This is a genomic window from Paenibacillus sp. FSL M7-0420 (genome assembly GCF_038002345.1).
GTDB lineage: Bacteria > Bacillota > Bacilli > Paenibacillales > Paenibacillaceae > Paenibacillus_AQ.
On record NZ_JBBOCJ010000001.1, the window covers coordinates 2,313,554 to 2,331,551 of the forward strand.

Annotated in this window: 20 protein-coding genes; 16 read left to right on the plus strand and 4 right to left on the minus strand. The window is 55.7% G+C overall.

The features are described from left to right. Positions 1–41 precede the first annotated feature (41 nt). Entirely contained in the window at positions 42–437 is a 396-nt protein-coding gene (locus MKX51_RS09645) for a NusG domain II-containing protein (RefSeq protein ID WP_340944619.1), read from the plus strand. On the opposite strand, the gene MKX51_RS09650 is transcribed toward MKX51_RS09645, so the two are convergent. From MKX51_RS09650 to MKX51_RS09660, 3 genes are read right to left on the minus strand one after another with little or no spacing between them, the layout of a single operon-like run. Continuing rightward, positions 438–1,295, minus strand: a complete 858-nt coding sequence (locus tag MKX51_RS09650; protein WP_340992203.1) for a TIGR03943 family putative permease subunit — start codon at positions 1,293–1,295, stop codon at positions 438–440. A gap of 37 nt (positions 1,296–1,332) precedes the next feature. After that, positions 1,333–2,322, minus strand: a complete 990-nt coding sequence (locus MKX51_RS09655; protein ID WP_340941984.1) for a permease — start codon at positions 2,320–2,322, stop codon at positions 1,333–1,335. Between the two features lie 31 nt (positions 2,323–2,353). Beyond that, entirely contained in the window at positions 2,354–3,391 is a 1,038-nt protein-coding gene (locus MKX51_RS09660) for a CobW family GTP-binding protein (protein ID WP_340992204.1), read from the minus strand. Between the two features lie 215 nt (positions 3,392–3,606). Between MKX51_RS09660 and rpmG the strand changes: the two genes are divergently transcribed. From rpmG to MKX51_RS09695, 7 genes are all read left to right on the plus strand, one after another. Then, on the plus strand, positions 3,607–3,756 hold the full coding sequence (gene rpmG, locus MKX51_RS09665; protein ID WP_036702285.1) for a 50S ribosomal protein L33: 150 nt from the start codon (positions 3,607–3,609) through the stop codon (positions 3,754–3,756). Between the two features lie 48 nt (positions 3,757–3,804). Further along, complete coding sequence (locus tag MKX51_RS09670) at positions 3,805–5,013, plus strand: GTP-binding protein (protein WP_340992205.1); 1,209 nt, start codon at positions 3,805–3,807, stop codon at positions 5,011–5,013. Between the two features lie 408 nt (positions 5,014–5,421). Continuing rightward, positions 5,422–6,129, plus strand: coding sequence for a metal ABC transporter ATP-binding protein (locus MKX51_RS09675; RefSeq protein WP_076078376.1), 708 nt, complete (start codon positions 5,422–5,424; stop codon positions 6,127–6,129). After that, a complete protein-coding gene (locus MKX51_RS09680; RefSeq protein WP_445321994.1) occupies positions 6,081–6,941 on the plus strand; it encodes a metal ABC transporter permease in 861 nt (286 codons plus the stop codon). The genes MKX51_RS09675 and MKX51_RS09680 overlap by 49 nt, the downstream gene beginning before the upstream one ends. Further along, positions 6,935–8,122: a metal ABC transporter substrate-binding protein gene (locus MKX51_RS09685; RefSeq protein WP_340992206.1), complete on the plus strand. Its 1,188-nt coding sequence runs from the start codon at positions 6,935–6,937 to the stop codon at positions 8,120–8,122. The genes MKX51_RS09680 and MKX51_RS09685 overlap by 7 nt, the downstream gene beginning before the upstream one ends. Positions 8,123–8,143: 21 nt before the next feature. Continuing rightward, positions 8,144–8,413, plus strand: a complete 270-nt coding sequence (gene rpsN / locus MKX51_RS09690; RefSeq protein ID WP_076078385.1) for a 30S ribosomal protein S14 — start codon at positions 8,144–8,146, stop codon at positions 8,411–8,413. Between the two features lie 171 nt (positions 8,414–8,584). After that, a complete protein-coding gene (locus tag MKX51_RS09695) occupies positions 8,585–9,208 on the plus strand; it encodes a class I SAM-dependent methyltransferase (protein ID WP_340992207.1) in 624 nt (207 codons plus the stop codon). Between the two features lie 115 nt (positions 9,209–9,323). On the opposite strand, the gene MKX51_RS09700 is transcribed toward MKX51_RS09695, so the two are convergent. Beyond that, positions 9,324–9,908: a helix-turn-helix domain-containing protein gene (locus MKX51_RS09700; RefSeq protein ID WP_036702276.1), complete on the minus strand. Its 585-nt coding sequence runs from the start codon at positions 9,906–9,908 to the stop codon at positions 9,324–9,326. A gap of 199 nt (positions 9,909–10,107) precedes the next feature. On the opposite strand from MKX51_RS09700, the gene MKX51_RS09705 reads away from it, so the two are divergent. From MKX51_RS09705 to MKX51_RS09740, 8 genes are all read left to right on the plus strand, one after another. Next, positions 10,108–10,395, plus strand: a complete 288-nt coding sequence (locus tag MKX51_RS09705; RefSeq protein ID WP_036702274.1) for a Dabb family protein — start codon at positions 10,108–10,110, stop codon at positions 10,393–10,395. A 219-nt stretch (positions 10,396–10,614) separates the two neighbouring features. Beyond that, the gene (locus MKX51_RS09710; protein ID WP_340992208.1) at positions 10,615–11,055 is read left to right on the plus strand and encodes a DUF86 domain-containing protein; all 441 of its coding nucleotides are present in this window, start codon (positions 10,615–10,617) and stop codon (positions 11,053–11,055) included. Between the two features lie 43 nt (positions 11,056–11,098). After that, on the plus strand, positions 11,099–11,764 hold the full coding sequence (locus tag MKX51_RS09715; RefSeq protein WP_340941969.1) for a helix-turn-helix transcriptional regulator: 666 nt from the start codon (positions 11,099–11,101) through the stop codon (positions 11,762–11,764). A gap of 99 nt (positions 11,765–11,863) precedes the next feature. Then, positions 11,864–12,343, plus strand: a complete 480-nt coding sequence (locus MKX51_RS09720; RefSeq protein WP_340941967.1) for a YtxH domain-containing protein — start codon at positions 11,864–11,866, stop codon at positions 12,341–12,343. Between the two features lie 202 nt (positions 12,344–12,545). Beyond that, a complete protein-coding gene (gene racE, locus MKX51_RS09725; RefSeq protein ID WP_340941965.1) occupies positions 12,546–13,352 on the plus strand; it encodes a glutamate racemase in 807 nt (268 codons plus the stop codon). Positions 13,353–13,617: 265 nt separating this feature from the next. Then, complete coding sequence (locus MKX51_RS09730; protein WP_340941964.1) at positions 13,618–14,826, plus strand: M14 family metallopeptidase; 1,209 nt, start codon at positions 13,618–13,620, stop codon at positions 14,824–14,826. An 869-nt stretch (positions 14,827–15,695) separates the two neighbouring features. Further along, entirely contained in the window at positions 15,696–17,054 is a 1,359-nt protein-coding gene (locus MKX51_RS09735; protein WP_340992209.1) for an FAD-dependent oxidoreductase, read from the plus strand. Next, a complete protein-coding gene (locus MKX51_RS09740; RefSeq protein WP_340992210.1) occupies positions 17,051–17,989 on the plus strand; it encodes a carbohydrate ABC transporter permease in 939 nt (312 codons plus the stop codon). Before MKX51_RS09735 ends, MKX51_RS09740 begins: the two co-directional genes overlap by 4 nt. Positions 17,990–17,998: the final 9 nt, after the last annotated feature.

Here is a 17,998-nt window from a genome sequence, read left to right on the forward strand (position 1 = left end):
AATATATAACGGTAAGCGAAAGGGTCAATAGAGTGAAAACGATGAAGCGCGGAGATTTCCTGCTGATTCTCATTGTATTGCTGGCTGCCGGTTCCATCTACGGCTACAAGTGGTTCTCTAACCACAATCATCCGTATAAGCAAGGGGAGCTGGAGGCCGTAATCACCGTGAACGGCAAAGCCTACAAGACTGTACAGCTGACCAAGGAAGAGCAGATTATTGATATCCGCACCAGATATGGTCATAACACGCTGAAGGTATTCGATTATGGTATTCAGATGACCTATTCGGATGCTCCCCTGACCATTGCGCTGGACATGGGATTCATCTCCCGGCCGAAGCAGCAGATTATCTGTATTCCGGCTCGTCTCCTGGTGGAAATCTCGAACCCGGAGTCTTCGCTGGAGGATGACGACGCGCTGGATGCGGTCATCTAGTCAAGGCTGCAGCTCTGTCCATGCCGCTGCGGCATCGGCGTTCGTGTACACATAAGGTGTGGACGGTGCTGCCACTGCGGTTATGCTCTGCGGAGCGATCTGCAGAGTCTCTACGCCCTCATGGGACGTCACATGAAGCTTGCCCCGAACCTCAATCCAGGTATCGGCGGGCAGGCTTATTTGTGTACCCGGCTCTAGGAGAATGCCAAAAGGAGTGGCATCTGCCGTACAGCACTGGACCAGGAAGCGGCTGACTGCGTAGCCGGATTGGCCGGACCCTTGCGGCTCACGGTACAGGAAGCCTGATACAGAGATCTCCTTACCCTCGAATTGCGATTTGTACAGGTTAAGGGCGCCCAGCGTTTCCGAGAAAATCTCAGGGAACACAGGGATGACGGGCTGCCTGTAGAGCTGGCCGGCCAGCTCTGCAAATTCAGCCTCATAAGGGTTGGCCGGTGTGAAGCTAGCCCTGGTGCCGGGCTCAACGGCAGTGTAAGACAGGGCAAGGCCCTTCTTGGCCGCTGCGGCACTGCCGAGTGCCCGGTCGGGCAGCAGGAACCCGAGCAACAACGGGAGCAGGAACAGGCTGTACAGCGCGGAGCTGCCCAGGAATGAACGGGGCAGGCGGTGCTCGCAATCGCACAGGGCAGAGCTTCTGCCAAGCACAGCTTGGAGCCCGAGGCTGAGCGCCATCAGGGAGAGCGGAACCGGGCATAATCTGATCCAGCGGGCCAGCTTAGGAGCAACATAATAATGGAGGGCATCCAGCTGGACCAGATGTCCGATATAGAGGGCGAAGGCGAGCAGAATAACCGCCCTGAGTATATAGTGAAACCGGATGCTTCCAGAGCTATTCATGCAGATCCTCCTCCAGATATTCGGAATTTCAGGGCAGCTACAGCCAGAATGAAGCGAGCACGGAGCCGGTGAAGACGGCCGCGGCAATGAGGAAGAACAGGTACAGGGCGAATCGGGTTTTGAACAGCGCGAGCAGCATCAGGGCGTTCTTGAAATCGAGCATCGGTCCCAGCACCATGAAGGCGAGCAGCGCCCCGGCCGGGAAGGTATGCAGGAAGGTGGACGCAACGAAGGCGTCGGAGGTAGAGCAGAGCGAGAGTGCGAAGGCCAGTCCCATCATGAACACGTAGGAGCCGAGCGGACGGTCACCAATGGCGGACAGGCTGCTCTGATTCATGAAGGTCTGGATTCCCGCAGTCAGCAGACAGCCGATGATCAGGAATTTGCCCATCTCAAAAAATTCATCCGACGTATGCACCAGGACCGCCGCCGCCCGTCCCCCGCGTAGTGTGCCATGCTGCTCTTCGCTTCCCTCCCGGCGGATGGACAGGCGCAGCGGCGATCTGCGGACGGTCCCGTAGATGATCAGGCCAATGCATGCCGCTACGGCAAAAGCCAGTCCCATCCGGGTGTAGGCCAGCTCCGGATGGGAGCGGAAGGCTGTCAGGGTTGCTCCGTAGACGACCGGATTGAGGATCGGACCGGACAGAATGAAGACGATGGCAACGTAGAGCGGCATCCCTTTGTGCATGAGGCGGCGGACCAGCGGAATCATCCCGCATTCACAGACGGGGAAGAGTATCCCGAGCAGGCAGCCGAAGAGAATTGCCGGAAGCGCGCGGCGCGGAATCCAGCGTGAGATCAGCTCGTCCGGCACGAAGACGCGGAGCAGGGAAGAGAGCAGCGCGCCCAGCAGGACAAACGGCAAAGCCTCCAGCAGAATGCCGAGGAATGCGGTTTTGAACGTGTCAACATAGCCGTTGTCCAGCAGGCTTAGATGCCCGGGCAGCCACAGACTGCCCGCTGTGAGCAGAAAAGCGGCGGAAAAGAGCAGCGGCAATATTTTAAACGGCGTAAGGGTTGTCAAGGGTTCATCGGCTCCTTCCCGCACAGGGTTCTTAGCTGAATAACGACGCCCAGCTGCGGCTGATTGCCTTCTCGTCCAGATTCAGACCGATGCAGACGATATAAGGCTGGCCCGGGTAGCTTGATACCTCCCAGGAAATACGGTTACCCGCCAGCTGCACCAATTGCACGGACTCCCGGCCTGCCAGCCGTACATGGCCCTTGGCCCGGAGCAGACTGTAGCCCCATTGCCGCAAAAATTGCTCCAGCTCCTCCTGACGGAGGCTCCCGGTCCATGCCGGGGGAACGGTTAACGTCACTGCTGCCACTTGGGCGAAAGAGCCGTCCGTTTCGGATTCAGGCTCATGTACTGCCGCCATGCTGCCGCCGCTCCTACTGCCCGTGTTCATCCGCTGGAGGGTGGCGCCGCTGATATTGCCGGGACCGCGCCGGGGAGCAGAGCCCTTAAATCCGCGTACAGCGATGCCTGTCAGCAGCGGGGCGAGATTAATCTGGCTGTAGTGGGTGAATACAATCTCGGATTCCGAATTTTGCTTGTAGACCATCTTCTCAATCTTCCACAGAGTCTCCGGTTCTACCAGATCGCTTTTGTTGACGATGATGAGATCAGCGGTGGTGATCTGCTTGCGCAGGGTGCGGACGAGCTGCTTGTCGGACGAGAAGCGGCTGCTGTACTCCAGTGCATTCTCGGCATCCAGCAGTGTAATGGCGTGGTGCAGCTGCAGCCGGTCTGCCAGCGCCGGTGCCAGCAGCGACTTCGCGATCTCGTCCGGGTCAGCTACCCCTGTAAGCTCGATGTAGATGATATCCGGGCGGCGCATAAGCAGGGCGGTCAGGCTGCGCGGCAGCTCCTCCTTGCGGCTGCAGCAGATACAGCCGTCCAGCAGCTTTTCCACACTTGTGCCGGTACTCTCCTGCAGGATATAGCCGTCCACATCCTTTGCGCCCAGCTCATTCATGATAACCCCCGGGTTCAGCCCTCTCCGTTGGCTCTCCTTCAGCAGACTCAGCAGCAGGGTTGTCTTTCCGCTCCCCAGAAATCCGCTCAGTATAATCACAGGTATCTTCATGGCTCACTCTCCCGCTCCAATAGTACCGTCCCCATAAGAAGGCGGCCAAGCCGCTTCCGCTTGTAATTCCATCTATACGTCAAGCTTATTCAGGAAAGAACACTAATCTAAGAGAGTCCAAATGTTCCTGGACAGCTGTTGACAGCGGAGGGCGGGAGCGTGTAGAATGTGTAAATCGTAATAATTACGATTAAATAGAAGGGAGCTTGATTGAAATGAGAGTAATCGTTACCTTAGCCTGTACAGAGACGGGCGACCGCAACTACACCACTACGAAGAATAAGAGAACGACACCGGAACGCCTGGAGATGAGAAAATATTGCCCGCGCCTGAAGCGCATCACGCTGCACCGGGAGACCCGCTAAGCTGCGGAGTGTTTCTAGCATGAAAATATAAAGTACAAGGAGAATACAATGGACAAAATTCCTGTAACAGTGCTAAGCGGATATCTTGGCTCCGGCAAGACTACACTGCTCAATCATATTTTGCATAACCGTGAGGGCCTGAAGGTCGCTGTTATCGTCAATGATATGAGTGAAGTGAATGTGGATGCGAATCTGGTGAAATCCGGCAGCAGCCTCTCCCGCACCGAGGAGAAGCTGGTGGAGATGTCCAATGGCTGCATCTGCTGCACCCTGCGCGATGACCTGCTGCGCGAAGTGAATCATCTCGCCTCGGAGGGGCGCTTCGATTACATTCTGATCGAATCCTCCGGGATCAGCGAGCCGGTCCCGGTGGCTCAGACCTTCACTTACCCGAACCCGGAGCTGGATATCGACCTGACAGAGCTGGCCCGGCTGGACACGATGGTTACGGTGGTCGATGCCAACCGCTTCTGGCATGATTTCGCCTCGGGCGACAGTCTGCTGGACCGCAATATGATGGCGGGCGAAGGCGACTTCCGGGATATCGTCGATCTGCTGATTGATCAGATCGAGACCTGTGATGTGCTGCTGCTCAACAAGTGTGATCTCGTGGAGGAGGCAGAGCTGAACAAGCTGGAGGCCGTTCTGCGCAGTCTTCAGCCGCGCGCGAAGATCATCCGTACGGTGAACGCACAAGTGGAGCTATCCGAGATTCTGAATACGGGATTATTCGATTTCGAACAGACCAGCCAGTCGTCCGGCTGGATCGCAGAGCTTGCCAAAGAGGAACACACACCGGAGACTGAGGAATACGGCATCACCTCCTTCGTCTACCGCCGGAGAGTACCGTTCCACCCGCAGCGGCTGAGCTTCTTCTTCAGTAACTGGCCCTCTGAGGTTGTCCGGGCAAAAGGGTTAGTCTGGCTGGCAGCCAGCGGTGATCTGGCAGCGACCATCAGCCAGGCAGGGCCGTCGATCCAGTTCGGTCCCGCCGGTTATTGGCTGGCTACCCTGCCGGAGCAGCAGCAGCAGGAAGTGCTGGCTGCGGAACCGGATGTGCTGGCGAAGTGGGACGGGCAGTGGGGAGACCGGCTGAATGAGATCGTCTTCATCGGAGTTCAGATGAACCGTGAGGATATCGAAGCCCGCCTGGACCGCTGCCTGCTGACCGCAGAGGAGATGAAGCAGGACTGGACGGCATTCAACAACCCGCTTCCTTGGCCTGTCGAGGAGCTGCTTGCTGCCGGACAGGAATAGCTGCTTCTGTAAATGATAGTCTGCAAAGCCGGAATCCTTTGTGCGGATTCCGGCTTTGTGCTGAATAGGGATTACGCGCAACGAAGGCGCGTGGGCAAAGGCGAATGTATGCGAAAAACTCGGATCGAATAAGGTTAATCAGTGCGATTACGATTAATTTATGGTTTTGGGTTTACAAATAGTAATGATTACGATAATATCAATGAAGTTGAAACATAATCGTAAAAATTACGAATAATAATTAATACTTCATTTGTTTAATCCGTGGAACAGGGTTGGGCCGAATTACAAGTGTCTAACAATAGACGCAGCAGTAACTACGCCAGCAGCCGTAGGACCAAGCACGGAATCAGGTACGGGAGCGTGATGGCAGCGCCACGGCGTGCTGGAAAGAGAGGGGGAGGAACGATGATTTTGTCATCCATCAGGGATGTGGTATTCGGTTACGGGGATGAGCCGGTCATTGACCGCTTGTCGCTGGATCTGGAGGCCGGACAGTTCATTGGGATTACCGGACCGAACGGGGCAGCGAAGACCACGCTGCTGAAGCTGATGCTGGGCCTGCTGAAGCCTTGGAGCGGAACGGTTACGCTGAACCGGGAAATTACCGGAGGGGGCAGGCTTACAATCGGGTATGTGCCGCAGCAGGTAGCCTCCTTCAATGCCGGATTTCCGAGCAAGGTGATTGAGCTGGTCCGTTCCGGCTGCTATTCGGGGCTGGGATTGTTCCGCCGCTTCACTAAGGAACAGGAGGCGCTCGTCGAGAGCAGCCTGCGGCAGGTGGAGATGTGGGAGTACCGTAACCGGAGAATCGGCGAGCTGTCAGGCGGACAGAAGCAGCGGATCTGCATCGCCCGCGCGCTGGCCCAGCAGCCGCAGGTGCTGGTACTGGATGAGCCGGTAACCGGGATGGATGCTGCCAGCCGCACCGGATTCTATGAGCTGATGCGGCATTATGTCAGCCGCCACGGCCGGACCGTCATTATGGTTACACACGGCCTGGAAGAGACAAGTTCCTATCTGGATACCGTGATTACGCTGGAACGCAAGGAGCAGGAGGGCTGGACATGCTTGGTTACGAATTCATGCAACGCGCATTTTGGGCAGGAGGCCTGATCGGGCTGATTGGACCCTTGCTGGGAGTCTACCTGATGCTGCGCAGGCAGGTACTGATGGCCGATACGCTGTCGCATGTCTCCCTTGCCGGAGTAGCACTGGGTTCCGTACTGGGATGGAATCCTGCTCTGAGCGGATTCGCTGTAGCTGTAGCAGGAGGGCTGATTATTGAACAGCTGCGCCGCTCTTACCGTACATACAGCGAGCTTCCGGTTGCTATTATTATGACCTCCGGTCTGGCGCTGGCCGTCGTGCTGATGAGCCTGAAGCAGAATCTGACCAAGAGCTTCAGCTCCTATCTGTTCGGCTCCATCGTTGCCGTAAGTGATACTCAGCTTAAGCTGATCGCCGTGGTGGCCGCAGCCGGTCTTCTCTACTTCATCATTCTGCGCCGCCCATTGTACAGCCTGACCTTCGACGAAGAGACGGCCGCTATCAGCGGTGTCCGTACCGGGTGGTTGTCCTTCTCGTTCGCCGTCCTAACCGGCATGACCGTTGCCGCAGCTATGCCGGTGGTGGGTGTGCTGCTCGTATCCGCTCTGATTGTGCTGCCCGCTTCTATAGCGCTGCGGATTGCATCGGGCTTCACGGCAGCCATAATGATCTCCGTCGGCGTGGGATTGACCGGTGTGTTCAGCGGGCTTACAGCTTCCTACTATATTAACACGCCTCCAGGAGGCACGATTGCACTCATTCTGCTGGTATTTCTGCTAGCTGCCATTACCGTACAGAAGCTGATCCGGTTGCAAAGCCGCCGGAGCCTGTATTCCTCCAAAGCCAATGAAGAAAAGGGGTCTCACAACATATGTTAAAATTCAAGACCAATGCAAAATCCACTTCGGCTGCACAGTCCACATTCAGAATCCGTAATCTTGCCGCCTTGTCCCTGACTGCCATGCTGGTGATCTCCGGCTGCGGCAACAACACTGCGACGAAAGCTGCGTCTACCAGTAGTCCGGCGGCTTCACCATCGGCTGCAGTTGAAGCCTCACCAGTACCGGCAGCAGATAAATTGAACATTAAGGTTAGCTTTTATCCGATGTATGAATTTACGAAAAGCATTACCGGTGACCTCGCCAATGTGGAGGTGCTGGTCCCGCCCGGAGTCGAGCCGCATGACTGGGAGCCAACGGCGAAGGATATGGCCGATATTACAGATGCAGATGTGCTTGTCTATAATGGCGCAGGCATGGAAGGCTGGGCGCAGCAGATTGTGGACGGTGCTGCCGGAAGTGATCTGATTACGATAGAGGCGAGTAAAGGACTCCAGATTATCGAAGGAACAGAGCATGAACATGAGCACGAGCATGAGCACAGCCATGAAGAGGGAGCTGCGGGAGAAGCTGACCACGACCATGATCATGAGCACCATCATGATGAATCCGCAACAGAAGGAAGCGGCCATGACCATTCCCATAATGATTCCTCTGCCGGTGAAGCAGACCATGACCATGACCACGACCATGGCGGTCTCGATCCGCATGTCTGGCTGGACCCAGTGATGGCTATCAAGGAGGTCCGCACCATTGAAGCAGCACTCTCCGCAGCTTTTCCAGGGAATGCAGCCGCCTTCCACGCTAACAGCGATGCTTACATCGCCAAGCTGGAGAAGCTGGATCAGGATTTCAGAGCCGGGCTTCAAAATACAAAGCGTAAGGACTTTATTACCCAGCATGCCGCCTTTGGTTATCTGGCACAGCAATATGGCTTGACTCAGGTGCCGATTGCCGGGTTGTCGCCCGAGCAGGAGCCGTCTGCTGCACAGATGGCCAAGATCGTGGAGTTCGCCAAGGCGAATAAGGTGACTACGATCTTTTTCGAGACCTTGGTCTCCTCCAGTGTCGCCGATACTATTGCCCAGGAAATAGGAGCCAAGACCGCCGTGCTGAACCCAATCGAAGGATTATCAGAGGAAGACGCTGCCCGTAATCTCGATTATCTGAGTCTGATGCGGCAGAATCTTGAAGCGCTAATTCAGGCGTTGAACGAATAAGAACGAAGGAGCTGATCTATAGTGGCTAAGAAGTCAAAGGTTGTAAAGGAACAGAAGCGGCAGGAGCTGGTGGCGAAGTACGCTGACAAACGCAGAGAGCTGAAGGCGGCGGGCGATGTGATGGCACTGCAGAAGCTGCCCCGGGATTCCTCAGCCACCCGTCAAAAAAACAGATGCAGCGTGTCCGGCAGACCGCGCGGCTATCTGAGTACATTCAAGATATCCCGGATCGTCTTCCGGGAGCTGGCACATAAAGGGCAAATTCCGGGCGTTACCAAGTCCAGCTGGTAGGCTGTTAACTTCATAGATGCTATAACGTTAAGACGGCTGATCTCTCTGGTCTACAGGAGCCAGCCGTTTTGCTGTGTTCATAGACTTTGCCGGATCTGGCAGAGTGGACTATGATAGAGAAGAGGGAACAGCTATATAGATATATAATCTGAACAGGAAAGAAGGAGCTGCATGACCGGGTATTGGAGTAAGAGATTTGCGCAGGAGGGAATGATCTGGGGCAGTGAGCCAAGCCCGTCGGCAGAATGGGCGAAGCGGAAATTCCAGGAGGCAGGAGTATCCACTGTACTCGTTCCGGGTGCCGGGTATGGGCGGAATACCAAGGTATTCTCTGCTGATTTTAATGTATACGGGATAGAATTAAGTGAACCGGCGCTTGAGCTGGCCGCAGCATGGGACCCGGGAACTAGCTTTATTGCAGGCTCGGCACTGGAGCCGCAGCTGGGGCAGCCTGTAGATGCCGTCTACTGCTACGATGTTCTGCATTTATTCCTCGCCGGGGAACGCCGCAGGCTGATTGAGGCCAGTCTCAGTCAGGTCAGGACGGGAGGACTGCTCTATTTCACCAGCTTCTCCGATGAAGACCCCCATAACGGCTGCGGACGAGAGCTGGAGCCGGGCACTTTTGAATATAAAGAGAATAAATATGCCCACTTCTTCAGCGATGCCGATTTGCGGGAGCATTTTGCCGGGACGGAGATTGTGGAGACGGGTTCATTTACCGAGTCTTTGCAGAGCCCGCAGAGCGGGACTCATGAATACATACTAAGAACGATCCTTGCGATCAAACGGTAGCTGCCTTCTGTGAAAGAAACGCCAACATGGCCCCTCCCTGCGGCGAGAAGGACCTTACTGTGAACCTGATGCGTGCGTGTTCCCGCTTCTTCCTGCGGCTTCCTATTAATGAAGGTTAATGCAGCTCGCAGTCGGCGAACAGGATATGCCGCGGAATGCGGAAGAAATTCTCGGCCTTCTCCTGCAGGGCCAGGGTAGGCAGATGGCAGTGGTGCAGCCACTTGCGGAAGGTGCCGGGATGGACGCCGATCCAGATGCTGACATCGGTTACCGAGAAATCATATACCATGCAGAGTCCGGTCAGAATCGCGTTGTGCTGCGGTGAATGGGCGAGCGTTCTTTTCATGAAACGGGATGGGGTCGGCTGGCACACAATCGGACTTTGCCGCAGAAGAGCTTCATTGAACAGGATATGGGGCGGATAGCCTAAATGGCGGCAGACCTTGTCCAGATTGGTTCTGGAGGGAATGCGTCCTTCATATACCCATGCGCTTACGCTGCGTGAGGAGACGGAGAGCTCTTCTGCGAGCCGGGAGAGCTTCATGTCCTTGGCCATCAGGATGGCCAGCAGAACGCGGTTGCGGATCTGGCTGCGTTTGGGGCGGCGAAATCTTTTGACCCGTACGCCTTGTCCAAGATATTTGCGGTTGATCAGAGACCAGGCCTGAATTTTATGTGTTTCTTGCTGATTTTTAGCCATAATACCTCCGGGTGTACTGATTTAATGAAGTGACGGATCATCTAGTTTAGCTGTTATGACTTTACCATTTCATCACGGCATTCGTCCAGAGTGCAAAGCTCCTGTTTTGGCCATGAACCAAGATTGTTTCAGTAATGCTGCAGTTTATGATATATTTTGAGTAATCAATTTCACATTAATCAGGCTGGGAGCGGGATAGATGATCAAGCATATTGTTTTCTTCAAATTAAAGGACCGGTCCCCGGACAAGGTCGCAGAGACTGTTGCAGTCCTCCGTAATATGGAAGGAAGAATTCCGCAGCTGCTGTCCATTGAAGTCGGGGCCGATCTGATTCACTCGGAGCGTTCGTTCGATATCGCCCTGGTCACGGTTGTGGCCTCGATGGAGGATCTGCAGGCGTATCAGGTGCATCCGGCCCACAAGGAAGTCATTGCCCATATCAACGAGGTCAAGGAGTTGTCGGTAGCGGTCGATTACGAGATCTGAGACTGTACGTACTTGCAAGGCTGGAACCCATTAAGCACGGAAAGCGGTGAGCGGAATGCGTGAGCTTGAGTATCCGATGGAAGCATTGACGTATCTGATTGTTTTTATGGCGGCGTGTGTCGTGATGGTGTTCTGGCTGAAGCGCCGGGGCAGGCGGGGGAAATAACGGCAGTTCATGTTAAGGAAGATCACTAAATACCGCAGGGTGGAGGGTCAGCTGTGTATTATGTCAACCGGAAGCAAATAGAAGTTATTCTTGAACAGATCCCTGATCTTAAGCGAGGTCTAGCACATGCTGCTTCTGCCTGGGACGGCAGTACGCTCTTGGGTCTGGTGCAGGAACGGTGCTTACATCTGGCCGTTGAAGTCGTGACGGATGTAGGCAGCTGTCTGATTGACGGGTTCATTATGCGTGATGCCGGAAGCTACGAGGATATTATATCTATTATCCATGAGGAAAAGGTGCTGGGAGACAGCGGGATCTATGAGGATCTGACCTCGCTGGTCGCCTTGCGCAAGCCGCTGGTTCAGGATTATTTCGTGTGGGAACGCAAAGAGCTGCACCCCATGACCCGGACGCTGCCGGATATTCTGGAGAAGTTCGCCTGCGAGGTGCGCAGGTATCTGGATCAGGAGCTGGGCAGCGGGGTCACGGGCTAGCTGAGCCGGGGCTGTGTGCATACAGACAGAAAGGAGGTCCTTTATGGCGAAGAAAAGTCAGGAGAGCGGTTCAACCCGGCGGATGATTATGACGCTACTGAAGATGAGAGGTCCGCTGACGATCAGCGCTCTTGCTGAGGAATTGGGAATTACCGAGATGGGAGTCCGCCGCCATGTGCTTCAGCTGGAGCAGGAGTCGCTTGTAAGGACCAAGGTTGTGCGCCAGGCCATGGGACGTCCGATGCATGTATATTCGCTTACCGAGCGGGCGGAGGATCATTTTCCCAAAAGCTATCACAATCTGGCGCTGGAGCTGCTGCGGGAGCTGGACCTCGGAAGCGGAGTGGATGCGGTCAATATGCTGTTCGAAGGCCGCAAGCGGCGGATGCTTGCCCAGTACAGCAAGGTGATGCAGAGCCGTGAGCTGGAGGAGCGGGTTGCGGAGCTGACAACCATTCAGAATGCCGGGGGCTACATGGCGGAGTGGGGCAGGGAAGAGGACGGCTCTTACACACTGCGGGAGTATAATTGTCCCATCCGTCAGGTGGCTACCCAGTACCGCAAGGCTTGCCAGTGCGAGCAGCATTTGTTCGAGGAGCTGCTGGAGGCGAAGGTGACGCGCAGTGAGTGTATGGCGGAAGGCGGCCAATGCTGCCGGTATGCAATCACGCCGATTCCCAAGCAGAAAACTTCCGAAATCAAGGGCTGAACAGTCACAGGACATCCTCTCTATGCTTATGATATAGCAGAAATAGGCGATCGCCCGGGTGGCCGGGCAGAGGCACAATAGAATCCAAAGGAGAGATTGATGATGAAAAAAGATAACAAAAACTTGCTCTGGGGCGTACTTGCCGGCAGTATTGTAGGATCGGTGACAGCGCTGCTGTTCGCCCCTAAACCGGGTAAGGAGCTGCGTAAGGATATTGCCGAAGGCACAACGGATGCGGTGGATAAGGTTCAGGTTATTGCCGGCCAGGCCAGCGAGAAAACTACAGAGATCTACGGTAAGGCCAAAGAAGCAGTAGTCTCCGTAGTAAGCGAAGTTAAGGATTGGAGCAAATCCGTCAAGGATGCGGTGGAAGAAGCAGATGTAGCTACTGTTAGCGGCATTGCGGAGCAGGCTGTGGAAGTTACCGATGCAGTGGAAGCTGTACGCGACGAGGTGGCTGCATATGAGGCTGCTGAGGAAGCGGCAGTGGTGGAGGCTGAGATTGAAGCTGTGACCGGTACAGATGCAGCTGTAGCGGAAGCTATCGAGGACGGCAAGACCGCAGGAAAGCTGTCCTAAGCTTGAGGTAAAAGGTATGGAGCCGTTTTCCGCTGCACAGGCGGGAGGCGGCTTTTGCGTGTGGTTAGGGCTCCGCTTATCTTCCCTACTTGAACTGAACCGGCAAATGGGGTAATATCTGCAATTGGGGCTGAAATCCTGGTACACATTATTCCAGCCTTACATAAGCTACACAAAACGAGTTAAAGGATGCGGTGTGTTCGTGCAGCAGGCAATAGCAATATTAGACTCAGGCGTAGGAGGATTGACCGTAGTCAAGGAAGTGATGCGACAGCTCCCCCGGGAGAAAATCATCTATTTCGGCGATACGGCAAGAGCCCCGTACGGACCCCGTTCCACTGAGGAAGTGAAATTGTTCACTGAACAAATCGTGGACTATTTAATTCAATTTAATCCTAAAATGATCGTCATTGCTTGCAACACAGCAACAGCAGCAGCGCTTGATTATATCTCCGCCAAGGTAGCCATTCCTGTGATCGGAGTCATTCACCCCGGTGCCCGCGCCGCCATCAGCGCATCCAAGACCGGACAGGTCGGCGTGATCGGGACCATCGGCACGATTACAAGCGGTGCCTATACGGCGGCGCTGAAGCAGCTGTCTCCCTTTGTTCAGGTGGTCAGCCAAGCCTGCCCGGCGCTTGTGCCCTACGTGGAGCAGGGGTTATTCCGCTCGGAGGAGAGCCATCTGGCAGTGGCCAAATCACTGAACGGGATCAAGTATGAGCCGATCGATACGCTGATTCTCGGCTGCACCCATTATCCGTTCCTGGTCGAGCCGATCAGCAAGGTGATGGGACCCGGCGTCAAGCTGATCAGCTCGGCGGATGAGACGGCCCGGGAGATCAGCACCATCCTCTACGATAAAGGCCAGCTGGCGCGCGGGGATGAGAGTCCGATTCACCAGTTCTTCTGCAGTGGAGATGCGGAGATCTTCCAGCGGATCGCCCGGGACTGGCTGGGCGAGCAGATCAGCCGGACGCCAGTAGTCTGGCAAGTATCTACTATGTAGGCTTGGGAGCATTACAGCGGCGAACTGAATAGGGACAAACCCTTTGCGGGAATGTCCGGAGGATGAGACCGGGAGGGCTTCCCGGTCTTTTGCTGCCGGATTCTTCGTGGACAGCTCTGCACAGATCAGATCCGGGTTCCGGGTTGCTACATTTCCACATGACGCGCTGCTGCTGCTCATATACTAGGCATGAGGGCCGGGTCCCGCATGTCATCACGGAGGATGTTAGGGACGCCGGCACAAGAGGGCCGGGAGGATGAGACCTATGCAGCAATACATTGCCCGCAGGGGAGATACCGTAAGCCGTATCGCCGCAAGACACGGATTGACACCGGAGCATGTCATACAGGGGAATCCATGGGCTGGCAGCCAGCCGTATTTATATCCGGGGCAGGTGCTGTTCCTGCCGTCTGCCCCGCGCAAGCGGTATGCGGTGCAGGCAGGGGACGATGCGCAGAGCATCGCGTCCTTGTTCGGGGTTGGCATAGATGAGCTGGAGATGCTGAATCCCGGGGTAAGCTCGGGACGTATCTGCCTGCCGGGCAAGGTGCTGGTGATTCCGGCGGCCACCCGGGGGACAGAGGTTTATCTGCACGGGGAATACGGGCCGGCTGAGGTGGAGGCGGATGCTGCAAGACTTGCAGACCGCTATTCTTGTGTCAGCAGCGAAGTAATAGGCCACAGTGTGCTCGGCAAGCCGCTCCGTCTGCTGCGGATCGGCAGCGGCCCGCGCCACCTGCATGTGAATGCCGCGCTGCATGCCAACGAGTGGCTGACGTCCCCGTGTCTGATGCGCTTCCTTGAAGAATATGCGGCTGCCTATGCGTCAGGTGCGGACTGGCACGGGCGTGAGCCAGCGGACTGGCACCGGGACTGGACGCTCTGGGCTGTGCCGATGGCGAATCCCGACGGCGTCGAGCTGGTGCAGGAAGGGGCGATGGCGGACCATCCCCATTATGCGGAGCTGATGAGGTGGAACTGCGGCAGGCGCAGCTTCCGGCACTGGAAGGCGAATATCCGCGGTGTCGATCTTGGAGACCAGTTCCCCGCACACTGGGAGGAGGAACGCGACAGGAGGCAGGTGCCCGGCCCGGCGCCGCGCGATTACAGCGGTCCTGCGCCGCTCAGTGAGCCGGAGGCGGCGGCACTGGCGGCGCTGGCCGAGCGGGTTCCGGGCGATGCCGCCGTATCCCTGCACAGCCAGGGGGCTGAGATCTACTGGAACTACCGGGGCTATGAGCCGCCGGAGAGTAAGGAATGGTCGGCCCGGCTGGCAGCGGCCAGCGGCTACCGGGCGGTGGAGCTGACCGGCAGCGATGCCGGCTACAAGGACTGGTTCATCGAGCGCTTCCGCAAGCCGGGCTTCACCGTAGAGCTGGGAGTGGGGAAGAATCCGTTGCCTGTGGCTGATTTTGAGGATATGGCCCTGGACACAGGCCTGATTCTCAGTGCTATTCTGTCAAATTTGAAATAAAAATGAAACAATGTCTGCAAATTTGCGTAAGATAACAGCAAAGGGTACGGCCGCAATCCTGACCAAATGATGCTTTGCGGCTGTATCCTTTTTTGTGCGTGGGATAAAGGATAAATCCCTCAAAATCCCTCAAAAGTCGGCTGGGAGAGTACATGAAGTGTATAAATCCCTTTAAATTCCTCAAAAGTCGGCTTGGAGAGTAAATGAAGTGTATAAATCCCATTAAATACCTCAAAAGTTGGCTGGGAGAGTAAATGAAGTGTATAAATCCCTTTAAATTCCTCAAAAGTCGGTGGGAGGGTAAATGAAGTGTATAAATCCCTTTAAATTCCTCAAAAGTCGGCTTGGAGAGTAAATGAAGTGTATAAATCCCATTAAATTCCTCAAAAGTCGGCTGGGAGAGTAAATGAAGTGTATAAATCCCATTAAATCCCTCAAAAGTCGGCTGGCAGAGTAAATGAAGTGTATAAATCCCATTAAACTCCTCAAAAGTCGGCTGAGAGAGTAAATAAAGTGTATAAATGCCATTAAACTCCTCAAAAGTCGGCTTGGAGAGTAAATGAAGTGTATAAATCCCATTAAATTCCTCAAAAGTCGGCTTAGTGAGCAAATAAGATGCAGAGGTGAACCTGATCCTGCTGCTTCACCTGCCCCAGCCTAACCCTAACCCCAGCCAACCAGCATCCCCCGCCCCCGAGCCACCCGCCATCCCCCAAGGGTCAAAATAATACACATCAACCCGTATGAAAGCTATACCGTACTCCTCCGGGTCTCTTGCTAAAATTAGCGTATAGATGAGCGGCGGACGGCTTCACGGAAAGAGGACTATCCGCCGGGAAAGTGAGAGCCAAATGGAGAACGATACGTATATGCTGAAAAGTAAACCCATCCCGCTGAACGCCTCCTACGACGTAATTGTAGTCGGAGGCGGGCCCGCGGGCTGCACCGCCGCAGCGGCGGCGGCCAGGGAAGGGGCGCGGACACTGCTGGTCGAAGCGACCGGGAGCCTTGGCGGAATGGGAACCTCCGGCCTGGTACCGGCCTGGTGCCCATTCTCGGACAAAGAGAAGATGGTCTACCGTGGTCTCGCGGCCAAGGTGTTCAATACCTTAAAGGCTCAAATGCCGCATGTGCCGGAGGATGCGATGGACTGGGTGCCGATCGAACCGGAGAAGCTCAAGCGGGTCTATGACGATCTCGTAACGGAGTCGGGTGCCCACATCCTGTTCCTGACCGCGCTTGCGGATGTGGACAGGGACGATCACGGCAACATCACCACACTCCTCCTTCTCAATAAAAGCGGCCTGCAGGCCTTCCGGGCAGCCGTATATATCGATTGCACAGGAGATGGCGATGTTGCTGCATGGGCAGGTGCCGAGTACCAAATGGGAGACGAAGAGACCGGCGATCTTCAACCCGCCACCCATTGCTTCATCCTTGGCAACGTGGATGATTATGCTTATGTGAACGGGCCGAAGCTCCATGCGGAGAACCCGCACAGCCCGATCCATGAGGTGGTCCGCTCAGGAGAATATCCGGGCATTCCGGATACGCATCTGTGCAACAATATGGTTGCTCCGCGTGCCGTAGGCTTCAATGCCGGACATCTCTGGGGAATTGACAACACGAATGCCTTCTCCGTATCCGGGGCGCTGGTAGAGGGACGCAAGATGGCGGCCGCCTACCGGGACATGCTTGCCGCTGTTCACCCCGCAGCCTTCGGCAATGCGGTAGTGATGAGCACTGGTACACTGATCGGCACGCGGGAATCCCGGCGGATTACCGGCGATTATATCCTGACGGCGGAGGATTACATCTCCCGCAGAAGCTTCGATGATGAGATCTGCCGCAACAGCTACTTCATTGATGTGCATGGCACACAGAAGGAGCAGCAGAGCGGCGCCGGATCCAGTCAAGCTATCACGCTGTACGGGCCGGGTGAATCGCACGGCATTCCGTACCGCTGCCTTACGCCGCGCGGACTGCGCAACGTTCTGGTCGCCGGTCGGTCCATCTCCTGTGACCGCAGGGTGCTCGGCAGCGTGCGAGTGATGCCGGTCTGCCTGGCGATGGGCGAAGCTGCCGGACTTGCTGCGGCACTGGCTGCCGCTCATACCGGCGGAGATGTTCATGCCGTGGATGTCCCCCGCCTTCGCGCCCGTCTCCGGGAAGAAGGCGGCTATCTGCCGGACAACCAAGCTGAAACTGTAGGGGAGAGAATGCAATGAGTCAATCTGCCGTTACCCGCAAGACCGTTAAGCCAACTGCCCGAACCTACTGGACGCGCAAGAGACGGGAGCAGCTCGCCGGATGGCTGTTCATTGCGCCGGAGGTCATCGGGATGCTCGTCATCGCCGTGTTCCCGCTGCTGTTCAGCCTGTTCCTCAGTCTGACGGAGTGGAACCTGGTCGGCGGCTTGTCGGCGATTAACTTTGTCGGTCTGGATAACTTTATTGAACTGTTCAGGGACAACCGCTTCCTGCTGGCCCTGAAGAATAATGTGTTGTTTACGGTCGGCACGGTGCCGGTCACGATGCTGCTGGGGGTGGTGCTCTCGGCGCTGATCCATAAGAAGCTGTACGCGAAGACGTTCTTCAAGGTTGCCTTCTTTGTACCTTATATCTGTTCCACGGTAGCCATCGCCGCAGTCTGGCAAGCGCTCTACCATCCGTCCAAGGGGCCGGTCAATCAGATCCTGATGCAGCTTGGAGTATCCGAACCGCCGCGCTGGCTGGTCGATACCAGCTTCTCGCTGATTGCCATTATGATTATCTACGTCTGGCAGCTGCTGGGCTATCAGATGATTATTTTCCTGGCGGGGATGACGAATATTCCCGAGGAGCTGTATGAGGCGGCGACGATTGACGGGGCCAGCGGGATCGGACAATTCCGGCGGATTACGCTGCCGCTGCTGGGGCCGACCACCTTTTTCCTGGCGATAACGAGCACGATCTCTTCCTTCAAAATCTTCGATATGATCAAGTTCCTGACCGGCGGCGGGCCTAACTATTCCAGTACCGTTATCGTGTACCAGATCTACGAAGAAGGATTCGAGCGTTTCAAAATGGGCTATGCCTCGGCGATGTCCTGGGTGCTGTTCCTGATTATTATGCTGGTGACCTCCATTACCTGGATAACCCAGAACCGCAAGGTCCATTACTAGTCCAAGGCG

Excerpts from the sequence above, each read along its gene's own strand:
- MKX51_RS09650 (WP_340992203.1), bottom strand. The coding sequence starts at position 1,295 with ATGAATAGCTCTGGAAGCATCCGGTTTCACTATATACTCAGGGCGGTT.
- MKX51_RS09645 (WP_340944619.1), top strand. The coding sequence starts at position 42 with ATGAAGCGCGGAGATTTCCTGCTGATTCTCATTGTATTGCTGGCTGCC.
- MKX51_RS09720 (WP_340941967.1), top strand. The coding sequence starts at position 11,864 with ATGATGAAAAAAGATAACAAAAACTTGCTCTGGGGCGTACTTGCCGGC.
- MKX51_RS09700 (WP_036702276.1), bottom strand. The coding sequence starts at position 9,908 with ATGGCTAAAAATCAGCAAGAAACACATAAAATTCAGGCCTGGTCTCTG.
- MKX51_RS09685 (WP_340992206.1), top strand. The coding sequence starts at position 6,935 with ATGTTAAAATTCAAGACCAATGCAAAATCCACTTCGGCTGCACAGTCC.
- MKX51_RS09680 (WP_445321994.1), top strand. The coding sequence starts at position 6,081 with ATGCTTGGTTACGAATTCATGCAACGCGCATTTTGGGCAGGAGGCCTG.
- MKX51_RS09670 (WP_340992205.1), top strand. The coding sequence starts at position 3,805 with ATGGACAAAATTCCTGTAACAGTGCTAAGCGGATATCTTGGCTCCGGC.
- rpmG (WP_036702285.1), top strand. The coding sequence starts at position 3,607 with ATGAGAGTAATCGTTACCTTAGCCTGTACAGAGACGGGCGACCGCAAC.
- MKX51_RS09695 (WP_340992207.1), top strand. The coding sequence starts at position 8,585 with ATGACCGGGTATTGGAGTAAGAGATTTGCGCAGGAGGGAATGATCTGG.
- MKX51_RS09705 (WP_036702274.1), top strand. The coding sequence starts at position 10,108 with ATGATCAAGCATATTGTTTTCTTCAAATTAAAGGACCGGTCCCCGGAC.
- MKX51_RS09715 (WP_340941969.1), top strand. The coding sequence starts at position 11,099 with ATGGCGAAGAAAAGTCAGGAGAGCGGTTCAACCCGGCGGATGATTATG.
- MKX51_RS09675 (WP_076078376.1), top strand. The coding sequence starts at position 5,422 with ATGATTTTGTCATCCATCAGGGATGTGGTATTCGGTTACGGGGATGAG.
- MKX51_RS09660 (WP_340992204.1), bottom strand. The coding sequence starts at position 3,391 with ATGAAGATACCTGTGATTATACTGAGCGGATTTCTGGGGAGCGGAAAG.
- MKX51_RS09730 (WP_340941964.1), top strand. The coding sequence starts at position 13,618 with ATGCAGCAATACATTGCCCGCAGGGGAGATACCGTAAGCCGTATCGCC.
- MKX51_RS09735 (WP_340992209.1), top strand. The coding sequence starts at position 15,696 with ATGCTGAAAAGTAAACCCATCCCGCTGAACGCCTCCTACGACGTAATT.
- MKX51_RS09740 (WP_340992210.1), top strand. The coding sequence starts at position 17,051 with ATGAGTCAATCTGCCGTTACCCGCAAGACCGTTAAGCCAACTGCCCGA.